Raw genomic sequence first — 17952 nt, forward strand, 5'->3', positions numbered from 1 at the left:
GAAAATGGAAGAGCTTTTTGTAATAAACGATATGAATGATGGTCCAAAAATAAAAGTTATAGGTGTAGGTGGCGGTGGTAATAATATGATAAATTACATGGCTGAGAAAGGCATTAAAGATGTAGAGTTAATAGCTGCAAACACAGATATTCAGGCATTAAAAACTAGTAAAGCCCATAAAAAAATCCAACTTGGAAAATCTTTAACTAAAGGGCTTGGAGCAGGTATGAGGCCTGAAGTTGGTGCAAAAGCAGCTGAAGAGAGTTATGAAGAGGTAAAAGAATCACTTGAAGGTGCTGACTTAGTATTTATCTCAGCTGGAATGGGAGGAGGTACAGGAACTGGTGCTGCTCCAATTATAGCAAAAGCTGCAAAAGAAATTGGTGCCCTTACTATCGGAGTTGTTACAAAACCTTTTACTTTTGAAGGTCCTAGAAGAAGAAAACTTGCTGAAGCTGGAACAAATGAGTTAAAACATGAAACAAACTCAATAGTTGTAATTCCAAATGATAAAATACTTACAATTATTGATAGAAAAGTTGGAAGACGTGAAGCTTTTTCTTTAGTTGATGATGTATTATATAAAGCAGTGAGTGGTATTTCAAATATGGTAATTAGTTATGGTGAAAATGACATAAACGTTGACTTTAATGACCTTAAAACTGTTATGTCACATCAAGGTCTTGCACTTATGGGTGTTGGTGAAGAAAAAGGTGAAAATGCAGCATTTAATGCTATCAAAAAAGCTATTGAGTCTCCACTTCTTGATAATATCTCAATTGATGGAGCAATGGGTGTACTTGTTCACTTTACTTTACATGAAGATTATCCTCTTGTAGAAATGGAAGAGAGTATGAACTTGATTTATGATAAAGCAGATGATGATGCTGACATAATCTTTGGTACTACTACTGATAACAGTTTAGCACCTGATGAAATTAAGGTTACAATAGTTGCTACTGGTTTTGAGAAAGAAAAAGCTGCAAATAATAAACTAACTGAAAAAGTTGAAAATACAGTAAACGAACTTCTACTAAAAAGAAAAGTTTCTGGAGGAATTGAACTTGATAGTGATACTCTTGACATCCCTACATGGGTAAGAAAAGCAAGAGATTAATTTTTTTCTTTTTTTAAAACATTAAGAAAAAAGCTGAGAGTATATAATCAAATCCAAATACAGACATTGAAGAATAAACAACTGCTTTTGTAGTACTTATACCAACTCCCTTAGCTCCACCTTTTGTATTATAGCCTATATACGTCCCAACAGCACTAATTATATACCCAAAGAAAACCCCTTTTATTATTCCTTCATTTACATCTCTCATCTGAGCATATTGTCTTATGTTATCAAGATATGTATATCCATTAATATCAAGAGAGTATACAGAAATAATATATGCTCCTAAATTTGAAATAGTATCAAAAAATATTACTAATAAAGGAAGAGAAATAATTGTAGCAAGTATTCTTGGAACAATCAAATATTGTTTTGAGTCAACAGCCATAACCTCAAGCGCATCTATCTGTTCAGTTACCCTCATACTCCCAAGTTCAGCAGCATATGCACTTATACCTCTACTTATGACCATCAAAGCAGCAAAAACAGGTCCTAGTTCTTTTACAATAGAAATAAATATAGTATACCCCATAAAGTCCTCTACTCCAAATTTATGAAATCCATTATATAACTGAACTGCCTCTACAAGACCTGTAAAAAATGAAGTTAAAAAAATCACACCTAAACTTCCATATCCCATAAATTTAATTTGCTCTATTGTTTCTTTTACTCTAAAAGGAGGCTTAAAAAATTGTTTTATAATTATGAATTGAAAAATTACAAATTTTCCTAACCCTTCAATTAACTCAATTACAAAATTGCCGATTTTGTATAAAAGTTTTGATACCAATTAAAACCTTTTTTGTTAAAATTATATCAAAAAGGAAAAGTAATGGCAGAAGAAAAAGAGAATAAAGAAAATCAAGAAGAAGAAAAAGAATCAAGTGGAGGAGGTAACAAATTATTACTTATTGTAATTATCGTATTATTGTTACTTTTATTAATAGTTGGTGGATTAGTTGCTTATTTTCTACTTAGTGGAAATGATACTCCACAAGACAACCAAGAACCTCAAAAAGTTGAAAAAAAGAAAAAAGTATCTGATATGACAGAAATTGGACCAATTTATCCACTTGATACTTTTGTAGTGAATCTTGTTAATAACAATGCAAACAGATACTTAAAATGTAAAATTGACTTAGAATTAGATGCGCCTGAGCTTCAACAAGAAATTGATAAAAAACTCCCTGCTATTAGGGATTTAATTATTAGAATATTATCAAGTAAGACTATAGAAGAAATACAAACTTCAAGAGGTAAAGAAAAATTAAAAGAAGAAATAAAAAGAAAAATAAATGAAATATTAACAACAGGTGAAGTAAGAAATGTATATTTTACGGAGTTTGTAATTCAATGATAGGTATAGATATTGTTGAAATATCTAGAATTGCAAAGCTTAAAGAAAAATTTGGTATAAAAGGACTTGAAAAATTTTTAAATGCTCAAGAATTAGAAATAGCAAAATCTGATGAATCAATTGCTGGACTTTGGGCAGCAAAAGAAGCATTTAGCAAAGCAATAGGTACTGGGATTGGAAAACATTGCTCATTTAAAGATATAAAGATTATAAAGTCAAAAAATGGTAAGCCTCTTTTCCATTCTTCCACTTTAGAAAAATTTAATTTAAAAAAAGCTGATTTATCTATTTCTCATGATGGTGGATTTGCTATTGCTGCAGTTATTGTTTTAAAAAAAAATATGGTATAATTTCAACCCAAGTCCCCGTAGCTCAGCTGGATAGAGCGTCGCCCTGCGGAGGCGAAGGTCGTGCGTTCGAGTCGCGCCGGGGACGCCACTTATAAATCTTATAAACTACATTACGTTATGTACCCCCATGTTAAACACAAATATTTTCTATATTAAAATTTTTAAGTACTTTAAACTATTTTCAATAACTTATACTTTAACCAAAACTTAACAAATTAAAAAAACTATTATTTAGTATAAATACAATATGTACATCAAATTGCATATTTATTTAAAAAAAATTTAATTAAAAAGTTTTTAAAAAACCTAAAATACCTTTAATAATTTCTTTCGGACTTGGAGGACACCCTTCAATAAAATAGTCAATTGGCAAGTCTACTCCATTTATTGCATAAGTCTTTTCAAAAACACCCAAATCCTTAGCACAATCTCCAAGAGCAATTACCCATTTAGGATTTGGCATTTGATTAAAAGCATCCCAAGCATGATGATACATATTAATAGTCATTACGCCACTTATTAATAAAACATCTGCATGTCTTGGACTCGCAACGAAATGAATTCCTAGTCTTTCCAAGTCATAATATGGGTTACTTAAAGCATTACATTCTGCCTCACAAGCATTACAGCTTCCGCTATCTACCATTCTTATAGCAAGACTTCCGGCAAAATGTTTTTTTACTTTGTTTTTTATCTCTTTTTTAATTTTTTCAAGCTCTTTATCAAATTCTAAGTTCTCTGTTAAAACTCCGGTTTTCATTCTTTTTACCCAAAATTTAAGCATAAAAACTCCTTATAAATCATTCCCTGCATAACTTAAATCAAAACTTTTATTAATGAGTGGAAAATCGGCAATAATATCTTTATAAATAGTAGTATGAAAAGCTTGCCAATTAATAAAAGATGGGTCACGAACAAAAAATCTATCAACAATTCCTTCTTTTATCTTTACATACATAAAAAGTTCTCCTATGCTACTCTCAACAAAACTCATATATTCTCCATCTTGTACCTCACCATATTCAAATTTTTCATTTACATCTGTTTTTAAGTTTCTAATCATTTCAATAGAATTTAAAACTTCATTAATTCTTACTCTAAATCTATCACTAACTTCACCTTTTTTACCAAGTTGTATTTCAAATCCATAATTTTTATAAAATTCATTATCTCTTCTATCAATTGCTATTCCACTAGCTCTTGCTCCAACTCCTACAACACCATACTTTATGGCTTTTTGTCTACTAAGCATTCCAGTTGTATCAAATCTATCCCATAGTGAAGGAATGTCTTCAATCCAATCCCTAAAAAACATAACTTCTCTCTCAAGCATATCCAAAAATTCATCTAAAATAGAATAATCTAAAATAACATCTTCTTTTATTGCCCCAAAACCAAACCTATGATTGGTAAGTTTAAATAAAACCCTTCTAGTGTCTTCTACCAATTTACTCATAAAAGCAAGAGCAGCACCAAAGCCTGCATCATTTGGTATAAATCCCAAATCAGTTAAATGGTGTGCTATTCTTTCAAGCTCTAAAAGTATTGCATACTTTCTTTTAAGACTGTCTGGGATTTGAGAGTTTGTAGCACTTAATAAAATATCAAATAAAGCTATTTGATAAGCTATACTTTCATTTCCACTAATTCTTTCAACTATTTTTTTAATATCCTCAAGTTTTTTACCTTCGCACATTTTTTCAATTCCTCTATATTTATAAAAATGCCTAACTTCAAGATGAAGTATCTCTTCTCCTGCTTGAGAAAATTGAAAATGTCCTGGTTCTATAATTCCAGCATGAATTGGACCTACAGGTACAATAAATACACTATCTCCGCTAATTTCTTCATATTCATAAGGTTCATATTCGCTAAATTCAAGATTTTTTAAATTAAAATCTTTTCTTAAAGGAAAAACATCTTTTGGAAATCTTTCATGTTTTACTAAATATCTATTATCTATACTTCCCTTAAAATGTATCCCAAATTCATCTTTTATTTTTCTCTCCATCCAAATTGCTGCTGGATATTTTTTTGTTAATGTCTCTATTACTGGATTTTTTTTATCTATTTTATGTCTTTTTATCTTTTTATCAAAAACGTCTATTATTTCAAATGTATCACCCAAATCATTGGCAAATCTTGCAATAAGTCTCATATTACTATCCCTTTAATATAATGGAATGTCTTAGGAAACAAAAGAACAATTAATGAAATTGCAAATATTAAAAGCACAATAATTTCACTTTTATATATTGTTTTTTCTTTTCCTTCATAATATAAAGCTTCTTGATAAATTGATAAGAATTTATAAAAAATTACACTCAAAAACGCTAAAATAAAAAATATTCCCAAAATCATTAAAAGAAAATAGTTAGAATCTTTTGCAACATCTATCACTGCCTTAAATCCATAAATTTCACTAAAAAACATAGGACTTGGAGGAAGAGAAATCACTCCTAGTAAAAATGCACTTATTATAATAGGTACCAATTTATTTTTAAATCCATTAAGTGTGCCCTTGAATATATATTTTCCATTTTGTTCTAAAATTGAGGTGCTTAGAAAAAGAGGCGGTTTAAGAAGAGCATGAGCAGCAAAATGAAGAAGTGCCGCAAAATATCCACCACTTACCCAAAACAAAGCTATCAAACTCATATGCTCTATCCCTGAAAGAGAAAAAACTCTCACAAAATCTTTTGACCTATATAGTAAAAAACTCACCATTAAAAGCGTAAAAAATACATAAATATAAACAAACCCTATTAAATGAGAATAATTAATATGCATTTCTATTTGAGCAAGTCGAAAAAATCCTAAAATTATTGCACTTTCCAAAATACCACTAAAAAGAGCTCCCACTTGATAAATAGATGCTCTTTCAATATCACTTAACCACAAGTTCATGGGGAAAAATCCCATTTTTATAAACATTCCTACAACTGCTATCAAAAACCCAACTTCAAACAAAAATCCGTTGATTTTATCTGTGTTTTCAAGAAGTGTATTAAAATTAATAGCACTCTCACCAAGAATAGGTTTAGCTGATGCATACATCAAAATAATTCCAAAAAGAATAAGTCCAATTGCAATTGCTCCTACTATTAAATATTTCCACTCCTCATTGTTATATGTTTTTTGAACTTTTATTTTTATCATATATATAGAAAGAGTTGCAAGTTCAAGTCCAACCCAGTAAAGTCCCATATTATTTGAAAGAATTGAAATTATAACTCCAAGCCAAAAAACACCAAAAAACCTATAAAATCTTTTAATTGACCCATCATCAAGATCAATTCTCTTCGGCAATGAAATCATAGAAAAAGCAACTCCTACTCCTACTATTGATGAAACTAATAACACAAAAGAGTTAAGTTTATCTACAAAAAAATACTCATTTGCAAAATTATGAAAGAAAATGTAAATAGCCGGTAAAATAATTGTAGAAGCCACTAAACTCATCAACACCCTATTTATTTTAAAATAACTCAAAATAAAAATTATAATAGGTGGTAAAAATATATAATACATTTATTCTCCTTGAGTTTTTAAAAGTAAATTTACAACTACAAAAAACATCAATAAATCAAAAAATATTCCAAGTTCTACAAGCATTGGCATTCCATTCGTTGCAGAAATACCGAGTAAGAACAAAGAATTTTCAATAGACAAAAATCCAATTATTTTTGCTGCAATATTTTTTTGTCCTATTATCAATAAAAGTGCTAAAAATAATGAACTTATAGAAATTGCCACATAATTTGGATGTATGCTAAAAGCATTGATTAAAGGAGAAATGAGATAAAAAGTAAATACTAAAGTTATAGGCACAATTATAGTTAAATATTGAATTTTTATTTGAGGTATAATGTTTCTTTGTATTCTAAATTTAATACTTAAATATTTAAGTACATATGGAATGATTAAAAACTTTAAAACTATCGTAATTATTCCGGTTATTATCATTGCTTTATCTGAAATCTTAATACCTTCATAAATAGCAATCAAACCTAAAAAAAGCGAATTTAACGCATAATATTGATAAAGCCTAAAAAGACGAGTTGTAAATATTTCTGTAATTAAAAGAGCAAAAAAAAATCCAACCAACACATCTATCATTTTAAACTCCTAAAATATAATAAGTAAATAGAGACAAAAATGCAAAAACTATAGCAATTCCAAGAAGATTTGGAACTTTAAAAAGCCTTAGTTTTGCTGTATTTATTTCAATCCATCCAACTAATAAAGATATAAAAATAAGTTTTGACACAAACACAAAAATAGCCAAACACCAGCAAAGCGAACTTCCAAAAGGCATAAAAAGAGTTGCAAAAAGAGTTGCAAAAATCCCAAATTTTAAAGCTCCTGCCATTTCAATCAAAGCTAGGTTAGCACCCGTGGTATCTAAAATCATAGCTTCATGAACCATAGTAAGCTCTAAGTGTGTTTCCGGATTATCTACTGGAATTCTTCCATTTTCTGCAATTAATAAAATAAAAAAGCTAATTGCTGCCAAAACAAAACTTGCTGCATAACGCACTGGAAAATTCTCACTTAAATTAAGGGCTGCCTTTCCTATTCCTATATTTTGAGCTATAAGAGACACACTAAAAATAGTTAAAATCATAGCTGGTTCTACCAGTGCTGAAATAAAAGCTTCTCTACTACTACCAATTCCTCCAAAACTACTTGCACTATCAAGTCCTAAAAGCATAAGAAAAAAAGTGGATAAACTAAGTAATCCCGTAATTGTAAAAGCATCCATAAATGAGATGTAAAAACTTCCATTGAAAATTGGAGGGAGTAAGAAAACAACTATAATAATAGGTGATAAAATTAAAAAAGGTGCGACTCTTGAAATAACCGAAGCTTCTTTTGAATAAATAACTTCTTTTCTCAAAAGTTTTGCAAAATCGATATATGGCTGAAAAGGTGAAATAGACTTTTTAAAAAGCATATACATTTTAAAACTTTTAATAATCCCAACTAAAAAAGGAGAAATCAAAAATATTAAAAAGACAGTTAAAAAATAATTAAGCATTTTTATCTCCTATAAGTAAGACTTTAAGAAATATAATAACTACCACAATTTCAAGCAAAATACTTCCCAAATTAATTTCTTTATAAAAAACCCTAAAGCTAAATAGCACCAAAACCAAAAAAATGAATATAAAAGCCTCATATCTCGTTTTTTCAAAATGAGAAATTTTATAAATGTAATAACTAATTAAATTTACTAACTTTTTCGTACCTTCATATAATGATTTTTCAAATAGAGATTTTACATGAACTTCATATAAAGATGAGGTAAACTTTGTTTTATGACCTGCAAGAGTTTGAGTGTAAGTATGAACTTCTGGCCTATAAAGCCAATTAAAAAATCTTCTAATAGGTCCGGCAAATCCTGTTGCCGAATATTGACTTTTTGAGTTTGTACTATAGCCACAAGCCCAGGTATGATAAATTTTTTCTTTAATATTAAGTGATTTATAAATCATAACTATTAAAAAACTTACTAAAATCAATGCTACTAAAAGAACAAGAGGCGATACTGCTCCTCCATTTTGAGAAACTGAATGCATAGTCCAAAAATTTGGAAAGATTTTATTATATATATTTTCAAATGGAATTGCATTGTTTATCGCTTTTACTAAAAATGGAACAAATATCATCAAAAATATTACAATAATAGCCATTAATATTTGACCTATCTGCATTAAAAGATTTACTTCTTTTGCATGTTTTGAATTTTCACTTTTATGAAGTCCCAAAAAAGTAATTCCAAATGCTTTTACAAAGCAGGCAATTGCAAGTCCTCCTGTTAAAGCGAGCGCAAAAATAGCAAACGGAAAAGCAAGTTTTAAAGTAAGTGTGTTTATTTCATTGGATGAGAGCATACTTTGAAATATCATCCATTCACTCAAAAACCCGTTTGTAGGAGGAAGTGCAGAAATTGAAATAGCTGCTATCAAAAATGTAAATGCCGTAATTGGCATATTTTTTATAAGTCCTCCATATTTTTCAATGTTTTTTGTATGAGTTTCATATAAAACGCTACCTGCACTCATAAATAAAAGACTTTTAAAGCTCATATGATTAAAAGTATGATATATTGCAGCAATAAAAGCAAAAGCAGATAATGTTTTTAAATTAAGAGTATAAAATATCATCCCAACACCAATGCCTATTAAAATAATACCTATATTTTCAACAGAATGATTAGCAAGTAAGGCCTTTATATCATGCTCACTTAATGCATATAAAACTCCAACTAAACTTGAAAGTGCCCCTAATATTAAAATTATTACACCCCATTCAATATGCCAATTTGGTAAAATAAATAAAAATCTTAAAAATGCATATATAGCAACTTTTAACATAACACCACTCATTAATGCAGATACAGGCGAAGGTGCAGCAGGATGAGCATAAGGCAACCAAACATGTAAAGGTACAACCCCTGCTTTACTTAAAAAACCAATAGTTATTAAGAAAAACAAAAATGAAGGATATTTAAAATTTATAGCATTTTCTTTTAACACTGAAAAAGTATCAAATAAATCATTTGATGTTAAAATTAAAAAGAAAATTAAAATAAAAACAAACCCAAAATGAGTCATAAAGAAATAAAATCTTGCTGCACTTATTGACTCCTCAGTTTTTTCAGTCAAAATCAATTGCCAACTACTAAGACTCATAAGTTCCCAAAAAAACAAAAACCACAAAATTTCATTGCTTAAAACAACTCCAAGCATTGAAAATATAAAAACAAAGTAGTGAATTAAAAAGTGAGTTTTTCTTTTTATGTGAGACTAATATCCACTCATATAAAAAAGATTAGGAATTACTCCAAGTAAAATCAGCCCACTGAACAACAATGAAAGGGAATCAAAACTAAACATCAAAGCGACCTTTAAGGTAAAAATAAGGAAAGTTTTAGATGTGGAATTATAACTCTAAAAACTTAGAAAATGCTTAAAAAGAAAAAATTTTTTACTATTTGTTACTTAAAGTAGCAAGAAAAATTTTCTACCCTATTAAACATATTTTTTCAATAACAAAGATTTCATTAAATTTTTTTTAATTTTTTTTATAAATTTTAATTCTCTTTTTAATCCATTTCAGATATTTCTAATTTTACAACTCTGTAATAATTTTAGTAATTTCTTTAACCCCTAACTGATGCTTAATATCAAACATTATAAAGAGATTTTAAATAATATTTCAGGAGTGTTTCATGTCAAAACTTGTGTAAAATATAAAGATATAATTAAAATATGTCTAAGTTTAGTGTCGGGTGCATTTATTCTAGAAATTAAAATACCCAGGAGGGCGTTCGCGCAGTGACTTTGGGCTCCCGCGAGCCACAATTTGGGGATAGGAGGATCAGTTTAGGGGCAGCTTAAAGCCGCCGCACACCCTGACCACTACCATCTCCCCTATAAGATTCGTTGTAGGGCCCCAAAATTTGCGGGTAGCGCATCCTCCCAGGTAATGAAATTATATCACAGTATTGAGCGTGTGTCAATCAAGAACTTTGAAAGAACTTAAATCAACCAGAGGTTTTTCTAATATAATTTTATCTAAATTTTACATTTTTTGCAATCTCAATACATTCTTTTATAGAAGGATTATCAGGCATATAAATTTTATTTTTATTTGTTGCATAGTTTTTGAGAGCATTTAGTGTTTTTTTGCCAATTGCAATAGGAATTATATTTTCAAAACTTTCTAATTTAGAAAAACACTCTACAGTTGATGGTGAAGTAAAAATAACTACTGCAGGCTTTTTAATATATCCTTGTGGCTTATTGCAAATTGTTTCATAAACTATTACTTCTTTTAATTTATTATTTTTAAAAATTTCCTTAATATTTGAAACTATTTTTTTAGCTCTAAAAAAAAGAAAAGTTTTGTTTCTGTAATTATCATTTATCTCTTTTGCAAATTCATCTCCATAAGCTGATTTTGCAATATATTCTACCCTGCCACCAAATTTTTCAATTTCTTTTGCAGTTGCCCTACCAATTGCAAAAGATGGATATTTTTTCCACTCATTAGTTAATTTATCAATCGCCCTAACTCCGTTTTTTGAGGTAAAAAGTAAAAAGTCCACATTTTCAAAAGAAATAGAAGGAAAGAGAAAATTTATCTTTATAACAGGATAATTTAAAATCCCATCATAATTTTCATCTGTTAAAAGATAAATTGGAAAATTTAATTTTCCATTTTCCATTTATAATTTTCCATTAAAATTTACTCCCACTCAATTGTCGCAGGAGGCTTACTTGAAATATCATAAACTACCCTATTAATACCATCAACTTCATTTATAATTCTAGTACTTACTCTTTCTAAAAACTCATGTGGTAAATGAGAAAAAGTCGCTGTCATCCCATCTGTTGAGCTTACACATCTAATTGCCACTGTATTATCATATGTTCTATTATCTCCCATAACACCAACACTTTTTACATTAAGGAGTACTGCAAATGCTTGCCAAACATCATTATAAAGTCCCCACGCTTTAAGCTCCTCAATAAGAATAGCATCAGCTTCTCTTAAAATATCTAAATCTTTTTCATTTACTTCACCCATAATCCTAATAGCAAGCCCTGGCCCTGGGAAAGGATGACGATAAACTAACTCTTCTGGAAGACCAAGTTCAATTCCAAGCTTTCTAACTTCATCTTTAAAAAGTTCTCTTAATGGTTCAATTAACTCAAACTTCATCCAATCAGGAAGACCTCCAACATTATGATGAGATTTAATTGTTTTACTAGGGCCTTTAACAGAAACTGATTCAATTACATCTGGATAAAGTGTTCCCTGAGCTAAAAATTTTGCATCTTGATGTTTTTTTGCTTCTTCATCAAACACTTCAATAAAAGTATGACCTATTATTTTTCTTTTTTCTTCTGGATCAGTTACACCCTTAAGCTTACTTAAAAATTTATCTTTTGCATCAACTGTAATTAATGGGACATGAAGAACATTTTTAAAAGCGTGTTCAACTTGAGCTCTTTCATTTTTACGAAGAAGTCCTGTATCAACAAAAATTGGAACTAACTTTTCTCCAATTGCTTCAAATAAAAGTGCTGCAGTAACAGAACTATCAACTCCACCACTAAGTGCACAAATTACTTTATTGTCCCCTACTTGCTCTCTTATTTTTTTGATTTGATATGAAGCAAAATGAGCCATATCCCATTTGCTCTCTACACCACAAACATTTCTTGCAAAGTTTCTTAGTATTTTTGCACCTTCTTTACTATGAGTTACTTCCGGATGGAACTGAATAGCATAAATTTCTCTTTCTTCATTAACAATAGCTGCATATGGCGCATTTGATGTGTGAGCAATTCTTTTAAATCCAGGAGCTAACTTTTCAACTCTATCACTATGGCTCATCCAAACAATTGTAGGATTGCTAACTCCATCAAAAAGTTTATGAGGTTCATCAATAAAAAGCTCAGCTTTCCCATATTCGTGACGGTCTGCTCTTACTACTTCTCCACCAAAATCAACTGTAATAAGTTGCATTCCATAACAAATTCCAAGAATTGGAAGGCCTAATTCATATATTTCTTTATCAACTCTATAAGCATCTTTTTCGTACACACTTGCAGGTCCACCACTAAAAATAATTCCTTTTGGTTTTTTTTCTTTTGCGGCTTTCAAACCATCAAAATAAGGCACTATTTCACTATATATACCTTCTTCTCTTAGTCTTCTTGCAATTAATTGAGTATATTGACTCCCAAAATCAAGTATTAATATTTCTACTTGCATTTAAGTCCTTTTTATTGAAATTGTAACAAATTAAGAGGAAAAGAAGAAGGATTAATATAACCCCATAATTTCGAATTGAATATACCAAATACCAATACTTAAAACATACCCAGCTAAAATTGTCCATACATACTTCATATGAGCACCAAAAGTATAAATACCTTTCATTCTACCCATAACACCAACACCTGCAGCACTTCCAAAGCTTATTAAACTTCCTCCAATACCAGCTGTAAGAGTTACAAGTAACCACTGATCAATTCCCATTGGAGGGTTTGCTTTTAAAATAGCTGCCATTACTGGTACATTATCAATAACTGCACTAATAAATCCAACTCCTATATTAGCCCAAGTTGAACCAATAATTCCATAAAGTTTAACTATATAGAATAACCAACCTAAGAAATAAAGCGCACCAACAGCTGATAGAATACCAAAGAAGAAGAGCAGTGTATCATTCTCAACTTTTGCCATATTCACAAATACATTAAAGTGTTCTTTATGTTTTATTTTATGATAGAAAGAATAAATTTGAAGAAGTGAAAGACCAAACATCATACCCCACATTGCAGGGAAATGAAAGAAAATATGTCCAATAACAGCAATAAATATAGTAAAAATACCAAGTGCAATTACAACTTTACCTCCTCTTTTAATTGAAACTTTAGGAGTAGTAAGAGCATCAAAGTGAGGTTCACCTTTTGGAACAAATAGACTTAATAAAAATGCTGTAAGAAACCATCCAGCAAATGCAGGAGGGAAAAGATATAAAAAGTCTACAAACTCTCCTTTGCCAGCTGTCCAAGCCATAAGTGTTGTAATATCACCAAAAGGTGACCAAGCACCTCCGGCATTTGCAGCAACTACTATATTAATAGCTCCTGGAACTAAAAAGTCAGTTTTATGTTTATCAATGGTTAAAAGAACTGTAGATAAAATAAGAGCAGTAGTTAAGTTATCTGCAACAGGACTTAACCAAAACGCTAAAATACCTGTTATCCAAAACAATTTTTTATAGCTATATCCACGGGATATTAATCTAAATCTAAGAGCTTCAAACACCCCTCTTTCTATTAAAGTTTCAATATATGTCATAGCAACAAATAAGAAAAAGAAAATTTCAGCAATTTCTTCAATTAAATTTTTCATTTCATGATGAAGAGGAGTTGGGTCAAGTTGATTTATAGCAAAATAAATTCCAATTAACATAAAAGAAAAAGTACCAATAAACAGAGCCGGTTTTGCTTTATTCATATGAAATTTTTCTTCAGCAGCTATAGCAATATAACCTACAACAAATATAAAAAGTACAGCTAATCCAACCCAAGTATGAGTAAAATCATGAATTTCTAGCATCTTAATCCTTTCTATAATGAGCTCCAAGAGATTCAAGTCTATTTAAAGCAGAGATTACAATCTCTCTTGCCGTTAAAAACCTAAGTTTTGCTAACCTTCCAAGCTTTGGAATACTTTCTTCAATAAAATTCAAGGCTTTTTTAAGTCCTTTTTCACTTCTAATAATTCCTACATTATTCCACATATGATCTCTTAATAAATTCTTATATTTTTTATCGTCATTTTTAAAAAGTTCTTCACTATTTATTTCAAATTTTTTGTCACTTGTATAAAAATTTACTCTCAAAATTTCACTAGCAGCTTTTTTTGCAAAAACAAAACATTCAAGAAGTGAATTACTAGCTAACCTATTTGCTCCATGAACTCCAGTGTATGCGACTTCTCCAACAGCATATAAATTTTTAAATCCTGGAACTTTTGAGTTTTCATCAACTTCAATCCCACCCATCATATAATGAAATGCTGGTGAAATAGGAATTGGCTCAAATGGAACATTAATATCATAGTCTCTAAGCTTATTGAAAATCGTAGGAAATCTTTTCTTAAAATAATCTTCATCAAACATACTTACATCAAGAAAAACTTTATGTCCCTTTTGTTGATGCATAAAAATTGCACGGCTTACTATATCTCTTCCTGCAAGCTCACCTCTTTCATCATATTCAAATAAAAATCTCTCCCCTTTCTCATCAACTATATAAGCACCCTCACCTCTTAGGGCTTCTGTAAGCAAAAGTTTTTGAGAAAAATTCATTTCTATGAAAACAGTGGGATGAAACTGAGTCATTTCCATATCTTTAACGCTAATTCCTTTTTCAATAGCAATTCCTTGCAAATCTCCAGAAATTGTCCTAGCATTTGTATCGTATTTATATAATGCTCCAACTCCACCGCTAGCTATAATTACATTATCAGCATAAATATTATATTTTTTCCCTTTATGAAATACACTCACTCCATAAGCAACATCTTCTTCTATTAACAGATCAAAAACTATTGCCTCATCAAGCAAAAAGCTTTCATCCTTTTTAAACATAAACTTATGAAGTTCTCTACCAGTTGCATCTCCACCTGCGTGAAATACTCTTTTTACAGAATGAGCTCCCTCTTTTGTAACTCCTAGATCAAACCTAAATCCATATTTTAAAAGTTCTTCTTTTATACTTAAAGAAGCTTTGCTTAAAATTTCTACCATTTCTCTTTTATTATGAAAACTACCTGCTCTAAGCGTATCTTCTATATGAATAGGAACATCTTCCTCATCAAGTGCTAATGTAACTCCACCTTGAGCATAAAAAGAATTAGAATCCCAAACTTGATTTTTTGTAATAATAAGAGTACTTAACCCTTTTTCATTTAAAAATTTAGCACTCCAAAGTGCCGCTAGCCCACTTCCTATAATTATGCTATCAAACTTCATTTCACTCCCATCTTAATTTTTAATGTAGCATTTATATCAAAAATTTTTAAATCAGTTGCGTTTATTTCTGACTTTTTATTATCCCAAGTAGGAGGTGCTTTGTACCCACACCCTAAAAAAAGCGATATAATTACAATATGAAAAATGCATCTGAAATAATTACACATTTATTAAAACCTTTTGAACCAAGGATAAATCTTCATCGTTGTTTGAGGAAAATTATATCACTTATGCCCGAAAATTACAAAAAATATATCACAAAAATGAGCTATAAAAATGAAGTTTTATATATTGAAGTATCTCATCCGGCATTAAGACAGGAAATTTTTTATAAAAGAAAAATGATTTTCGATTTAATTTCTATTTTACATAAATTAGACAAATGCACACAAATAAATCCAAAAAAAATTGTTACTTTTTACAAATACAAGGTTCCTAAAAGTCCACCAAAAAATGTAAAATTTTTTATAAAAAAAGCGGGAAACTTTGAAATAAAAGCAAAAAATAAAGAAGTTAGAGAAAAGTTTGAAGAAATTAAAGAAATTATCTCTAAACTTTAAATTTGTTCACCTCATTTTCTAAAGACTTCATTGATTCACTTAAACTATCAGAAATATTTTTTAGCTTATTAGCAACTTCTGCACTGTTTTGAGATTCTTTTCTTAAACCTTTTATAACATTAAATAAGTTCAATACATTTTTATTTATCTTTTCTGTCTCTTGAGTTGTTATCTTTGCATATTCAAGAGTTTTATTCAAATTATTCATTGTTTGATTAATTTTTTCAAGCAATACCTCTGTCATTTTAGATACTTTTTGAGAATTTTCAACATTTTTGCTAATTTCACTTTGAACATTCATTACACCCTGTACTATTATGCTAATAGTAGTTTCTATCTCTCCAAGACTTTTTTGAGTTCTTTCTGCCAATTTTCTAACCTCATCAGCAACTACTGCAAACCCTCTACCATGCTCACCTGCACGAGCTGCTTCAATTGCTGCATTCAACGCTAAAAGATTTGTTTGGTCTGCTATATCTTTAATAATACTTATAACCTCTCTAATTTGAATAGTCTGATCTGCAAGGGATTGTATTTTATTAGCAAGTTCTAACTCATTTGAACTTTCATCATGAATATTTTGTACTACATCATTTAAAGTTTTTATCCCTTCACCTAAAACGCTTTGAGTATTTAAAACATCACTTTTAGTAATTTCTATTTTCTCTTTTGCATTATTTACATCATCTTTTATCTCATTTGTATAATTAACAGTTTCATTTACAAATTTATTTTGATTTTTTACACTTTCATCTACTACATTTGAATTTAATGTAATATCTTTTACTACATTATTTATTTTATTAAGCTCTCTTTGTAAATCAATTATCATATTTTGTAGTTTATCAATAAATGTATTTATATTTCTTGAAATTTTTCCAATCTCATCATTACTTCTTACTTCAAGTCTTTTTGTTAAATCCCCTTCACCTTCTGCTAAATCTTCTACCATAACATTCAGATCATTAAGAGGTTTTATTATAACTTTAGAAATAAATAAAATTAATACAAGTAAAAACACTACACCTATTAAAGCAATTACAATAAACTGCTTTAATAAAGAACTTTTACTCTCATTAATAATGGTTGCAATATTACTTAATTTCTCACCTACAATAGCATATGCTACAACAATACCAGAAAAATCTTTAATAGGAACAGATATTGCAAAAAAGTTTTTTGAAAACATTTTATCTTTTAATTTTAAATCCTTAAACTCTTTGTAAAACTCCTCATCATACGCTCCTTTTTTAAGAGCTAATACATAATCTCCCATTACTTCAGGAGCAGTACTTTTTAAAAACTTTGCAATATCAAGATATTCTTTTTTTAAAATTATAAGGGTATATATATCTTTTTTTAACAAATCTTTACTAATTGAATTTAGTCCTTGCATAAATTCTACACTACCAAGATACTTTTTTTCATTATCAATTACAGGAGCCACTCCTCTTAATATAAGCCCAGCTCTACCAAGCTCAATTGCTGCTAGTGCTTTTTTATTTTTTCTTACCCAAACAAGTGTTTTTCTAAATGAACTTAAATCATCTCCATATTTCGTAGGTTTCCAAAGTCTTAAAAATGAATGAATATTAGATGTATGAATATGAATTTTTATATTTTTAAACTTTGTCCACTCCTTAAGTTCTTTGCTTAAATTTTTAAGTCCTTTTAATGCTAATTCTCTATTATTTGTTTTTAAAGCCTTAATAATATATAAATTGTTAGCTAAACTAATAGCATTAGTAATACCTATATCTTTTTTTGATTCTATTTTTAAGTAAAATAATGACCGAAGTTTATTAGCAGTTTCATTATATATTCTTTCTTTTATATTTTGTATAGAATAATAATTTATAGTCAACAATACTATAAAACCTAAAAATGCTAATACAATTGATGGTAAATAAATTTTTTTTGTTATACTTAAATCTTTAAACATAAATAAACCCTTTCATATATTTTACATTATTTTAACAAAATTTTAATTTAAACTT

General features: G+C 29.2%; 16 protein-coding genes and 1 tRNA gene. 5 read left to right on the forward strand and 12 right to left on the reverse strand.

All coding sequences use genetic code 11. From position 1 onward, the window contains the following. The first annotated feature begins 4 nt into the window (after positions 1–4). Positions 5–1117: a cell division protein FtsZ gene (gene ftsZ / locus ACYQ1U_RS02295; protein ID WP_459883827.1), complete on the forward strand. Its 1113-nt coding sequence runs from the start codon at positions 5–7 to the stop codon at positions 1115–1117. Positions 1118–1130: 13 nt separating this feature from the next. Here ftsZ and ACYQ1U_RS02300 read toward each other — a convergent pair whose 3' ends face one another. After that, positions 1131–1910, reverse strand: coding sequence for an MlaE family ABC transporter permease (locus ACYQ1U_RS02300; RefSeq protein ID WP_459883830.1), 780 nt, complete (start codon positions 1908–1910; stop codon positions 1131–1133). A gap of 42 nt (positions 1911–1952) precedes the next feature. On the opposite strand from ACYQ1U_RS02300, the gene fliL reads away from it, so the two are divergent. The 3 genes from fliL (at position 1953) to ACYQ1U_RS02315 (ending at position 2915) form a co-directional block, all read left to right on the forward strand. Further along, positions 1953–2477: a flagellar basal body-associated protein FliL gene (gene fliL / locus ACYQ1U_RS02305; protein WP_459883832.1), complete on the forward strand. Its 525-nt coding sequence runs from the start codon at positions 1953–1955 to the stop codon at positions 2475–2477. Further along, positions 2474–2827, forward strand: a complete 354-nt coding sequence (gene acpS / locus ACYQ1U_RS02310) for a holo-ACP synthase (protein ID WP_459883834.1) — start codon at positions 2474–2476, stop codon at positions 2825–2827. The genes fliL and acpS overlap by 4 nt, the downstream gene beginning before the upstream one ends. Positions 2828–2838: 11 nt before the next feature. Next, positions 2839–2915 (forward strand) — tRNA-Arg (locus ACYQ1U_RS02315). Positions 2916–3113: 198 nt separating this feature from the next. Here the strand turns inward: ACYQ1U_RS02315 and ACYQ1U_RS02320 are convergent. The 10 genes from ACYQ1U_RS02320 to nadB form a co-directional block, all read right to left on the reverse strand. Continuing rightward, entirely contained in the window at positions 3114–3611 is a 498-nt protein-coding gene (locus ACYQ1U_RS02320; RefSeq protein ID WP_459883836.1) for an NADH-quinone oxidoreductase subunit B family protein, read from the reverse strand. Positions 3612–3620: 9 nt separating this feature from the next. After that, a complete protein-coding gene (locus ACYQ1U_RS02325) occupies positions 3621–4985 on the reverse strand; it encodes a hydrogenase large subunit (protein WP_459883839.1) in 1365 nt (454 codons plus the stop codon). Beyond that, positions 4982–6358 (reverse strand): proton-conducting transporter transmembrane domain-containing protein, encoded by a 1377-nt coding sequence (locus tag ACYQ1U_RS02330; RefSeq protein WP_459883841.1) that lies wholly within the window; start codon positions 6356–6358, stop codon positions 4982–4984. Before ACYQ1U_RS02330 ends, ACYQ1U_RS02325 begins: the two co-directional genes overlap by 4 nt. Then, positions 6359–6946 carry a hydrogenase gene (locus tag ACYQ1U_RS02335; RefSeq protein WP_459883844.1) on the reverse strand — a complete coding sequence of 196 codons (588 nt, stop codon included), beginning with the start codon at positions 6944–6946 and terminating at the stop codon, positions 6359–6361. It lies immediately after the preceding gene. A gap of 1 nt (position 6947) precedes the next feature. Beyond that, the gene (locus tag ACYQ1U_RS02340) at positions 6948–7868 is read right to left on the reverse strand and encodes a respiratory chain complex I subunit 1 family protein (RefSeq protein ID WP_459883846.1); all 921 of its coding nucleotides are present in this window, start codon (positions 7866–7868) and stop codon (positions 6948–6950) included. Beyond that, complete coding sequence (locus tag ACYQ1U_RS02345) at positions 7861–9582, reverse strand: proton-conducting transporter transmembrane domain-containing protein (protein ID WP_459883849.1); 1722 nt, start codon at positions 9580–9582, stop codon at positions 7861–7863. The genes ACYQ1U_RS02340 and ACYQ1U_RS02345 overlap by 8 nt, the downstream gene beginning before the upstream one ends. 824 nt (positions 9583–10406) lie before the next feature. Beyond that, a complete protein-coding gene (locus ACYQ1U_RS02350) occupies positions 10407–11063 on the reverse strand; it encodes a uroporphyrinogen-III synthase (RefSeq protein WP_459883850.1) in 657 nt (218 codons plus the stop codon). 20 nt (positions 11064–11083) lie between these two features. Next, on the reverse strand, positions 11084–12619 hold the full coding sequence (gene guaA, locus ACYQ1U_RS02355) for a glutamine-hydrolyzing GMP synthase (RefSeq protein WP_459883852.1): 1536 nt from the start codon (positions 12617–12619) through the stop codon (positions 11084–11086). A 51-nt stretch (positions 12620–12670) separates the two neighbouring features. Continuing rightward, a complete protein-coding gene (gene nhaD, locus ACYQ1U_RS02360; protein ID WP_459883854.1) occupies positions 12671–13975 on the reverse strand; it encodes a sodium:proton antiporter NhaD in 1305 nt (434 codons plus the stop codon). Position 13976: 1 nt separating this feature from the next. After that, positions 13977–15395, reverse strand: a complete 1419-nt coding sequence (gene nadB, locus ACYQ1U_RS02365; protein ID WP_459883857.1) for an L-aspartate oxidase — start codon at positions 15393–15395, stop codon at positions 13977–13979. A 137-nt stretch (positions 15396–15532) separates the two neighbouring features. Here nadB and ACYQ1U_RS02370 point away from each other — a divergent pair, with 137 nt between their 5' ends. Continuing rightward, the gene (locus ACYQ1U_RS02370) at positions 15533–15955 is read left to right on the forward strand and encodes a DciA family protein (protein WP_459883859.1); all 423 of its coding nucleotides are present in this window, start codon (positions 15533–15535) and stop codon (positions 15953–15955) included. Here ACYQ1U_RS02370 and ACYQ1U_RS02375 read toward each other — a convergent pair. Further along, positions 15945–17897, reverse strand: a complete 1953-nt coding sequence (locus tag ACYQ1U_RS02375) for a methyl-accepting chemotaxis protein (protein WP_459883861.1) — start codon at positions 17895–17897, stop codon at positions 15945–15947. The genes ACYQ1U_RS02370 and ACYQ1U_RS02375 overlap by 11 nt on opposite strands. Positions 17898–17952 lie beyond the last annotated feature (55 nt).

The organism is Caminibacter profundus, from assembly GCF_054657155.1.

Bases quoted from the DNA above. Each gene is read 5' to 3' on its own strand.
- nadB (WP_459883857.1), bottom strand. From the start codon at position 15,395: ATGAAGTTTGATAGCATAATTATAGGAAGTGGGCTAGCGGCACTTTGG.
- ACYQ1U_RS02335 (WP_459883844.1), bottom strand. From the start codon at position 6,946: ATGATAGATGTGTTGGTTGGATTTTTTTTTGCTCTTTTAATTACAGAA.
- guaA (WP_459883852.1), bottom strand. From the start codon at position 12,619: ATGCAAGTAGAAATATTAATACTTGATTTTGGGAGTCAATATACTCAA.
- ACYQ1U_RS02325 (WP_459883839.1), bottom strand. From the start codon at position 4,985: ATGAGACTTATTGCAAGATTTGCCAATGATTTGGGTGATACATTTGAA.
- ftsZ (WP_459883827.1), top strand. From the start codon at position 5: ATGGAAGAGCTTTTTGTAATAAACGATATGAATGATGGTCCAAAAATA.
- ACYQ1U_RS02320 (WP_459883836.1), bottom strand. From the start codon at position 3,611: ATGCTTAAATTTTGGGTAAAAAGAATGAAAACCGGAGTTTTAACAGAG.
- ACYQ1U_RS02370 (WP_459883859.1), top strand. From the start codon at position 15,533: ATGAAAAATGCATCTGAAATAATTACACATTTATTAAAACCTTTTGAA.
- ACYQ1U_RS02350 (WP_459883850.1), bottom strand. From the start codon at position 11,063: ATGGAAAATGGAAAATTAAATTTTCCAATTTATCTTTTAACAGATGAA.
- nhaD (WP_459883854.1), bottom strand. From the start codon at position 13,975: ATGCTAGAAATTCATGATTTTACTCATACTTGGGTTGGATTAGCTGTA.
- acpS (WP_459883834.1), top strand. From the start codon at position 2,474: ATGATAGGTATAGATATTGTTGAAATATCTAGAATTGCAAAGCTTAAA.
- ACYQ1U_RS02330 (WP_459883841.1), bottom strand. From the start codon at position 6,358: ATGTATTATATATTTTTACCACCTATTATAATTTTTATTTTGAGTTAT.
- fliL (WP_459883832.1), top strand. From the start codon at position 1,953: ATGGCAGAAGAAAAAGAGAATAAAGAAAATCAAGAAGAAGAAAAAGAA.
- ACYQ1U_RS02345 (WP_459883849.1), bottom strand. From the start codon at position 9,582: ATGCTTGGAGTTGTTTTAAGCAATGAAATTTTGTGGTTTTTGTTTTTT.
- ACYQ1U_RS02375 (WP_459883861.1), bottom strand. From the start codon at position 17,897: ATGTTTAAAGATTTAAGTATAACAAAAAAAATTTATTTACCATCAATT.
- ACYQ1U_RS02340 (WP_459883846.1), bottom strand. From the start codon at position 7,868: ATGCTTAATTATTTTTTAACTGTCTTTTTAATATTTTTGATTTCTCCT.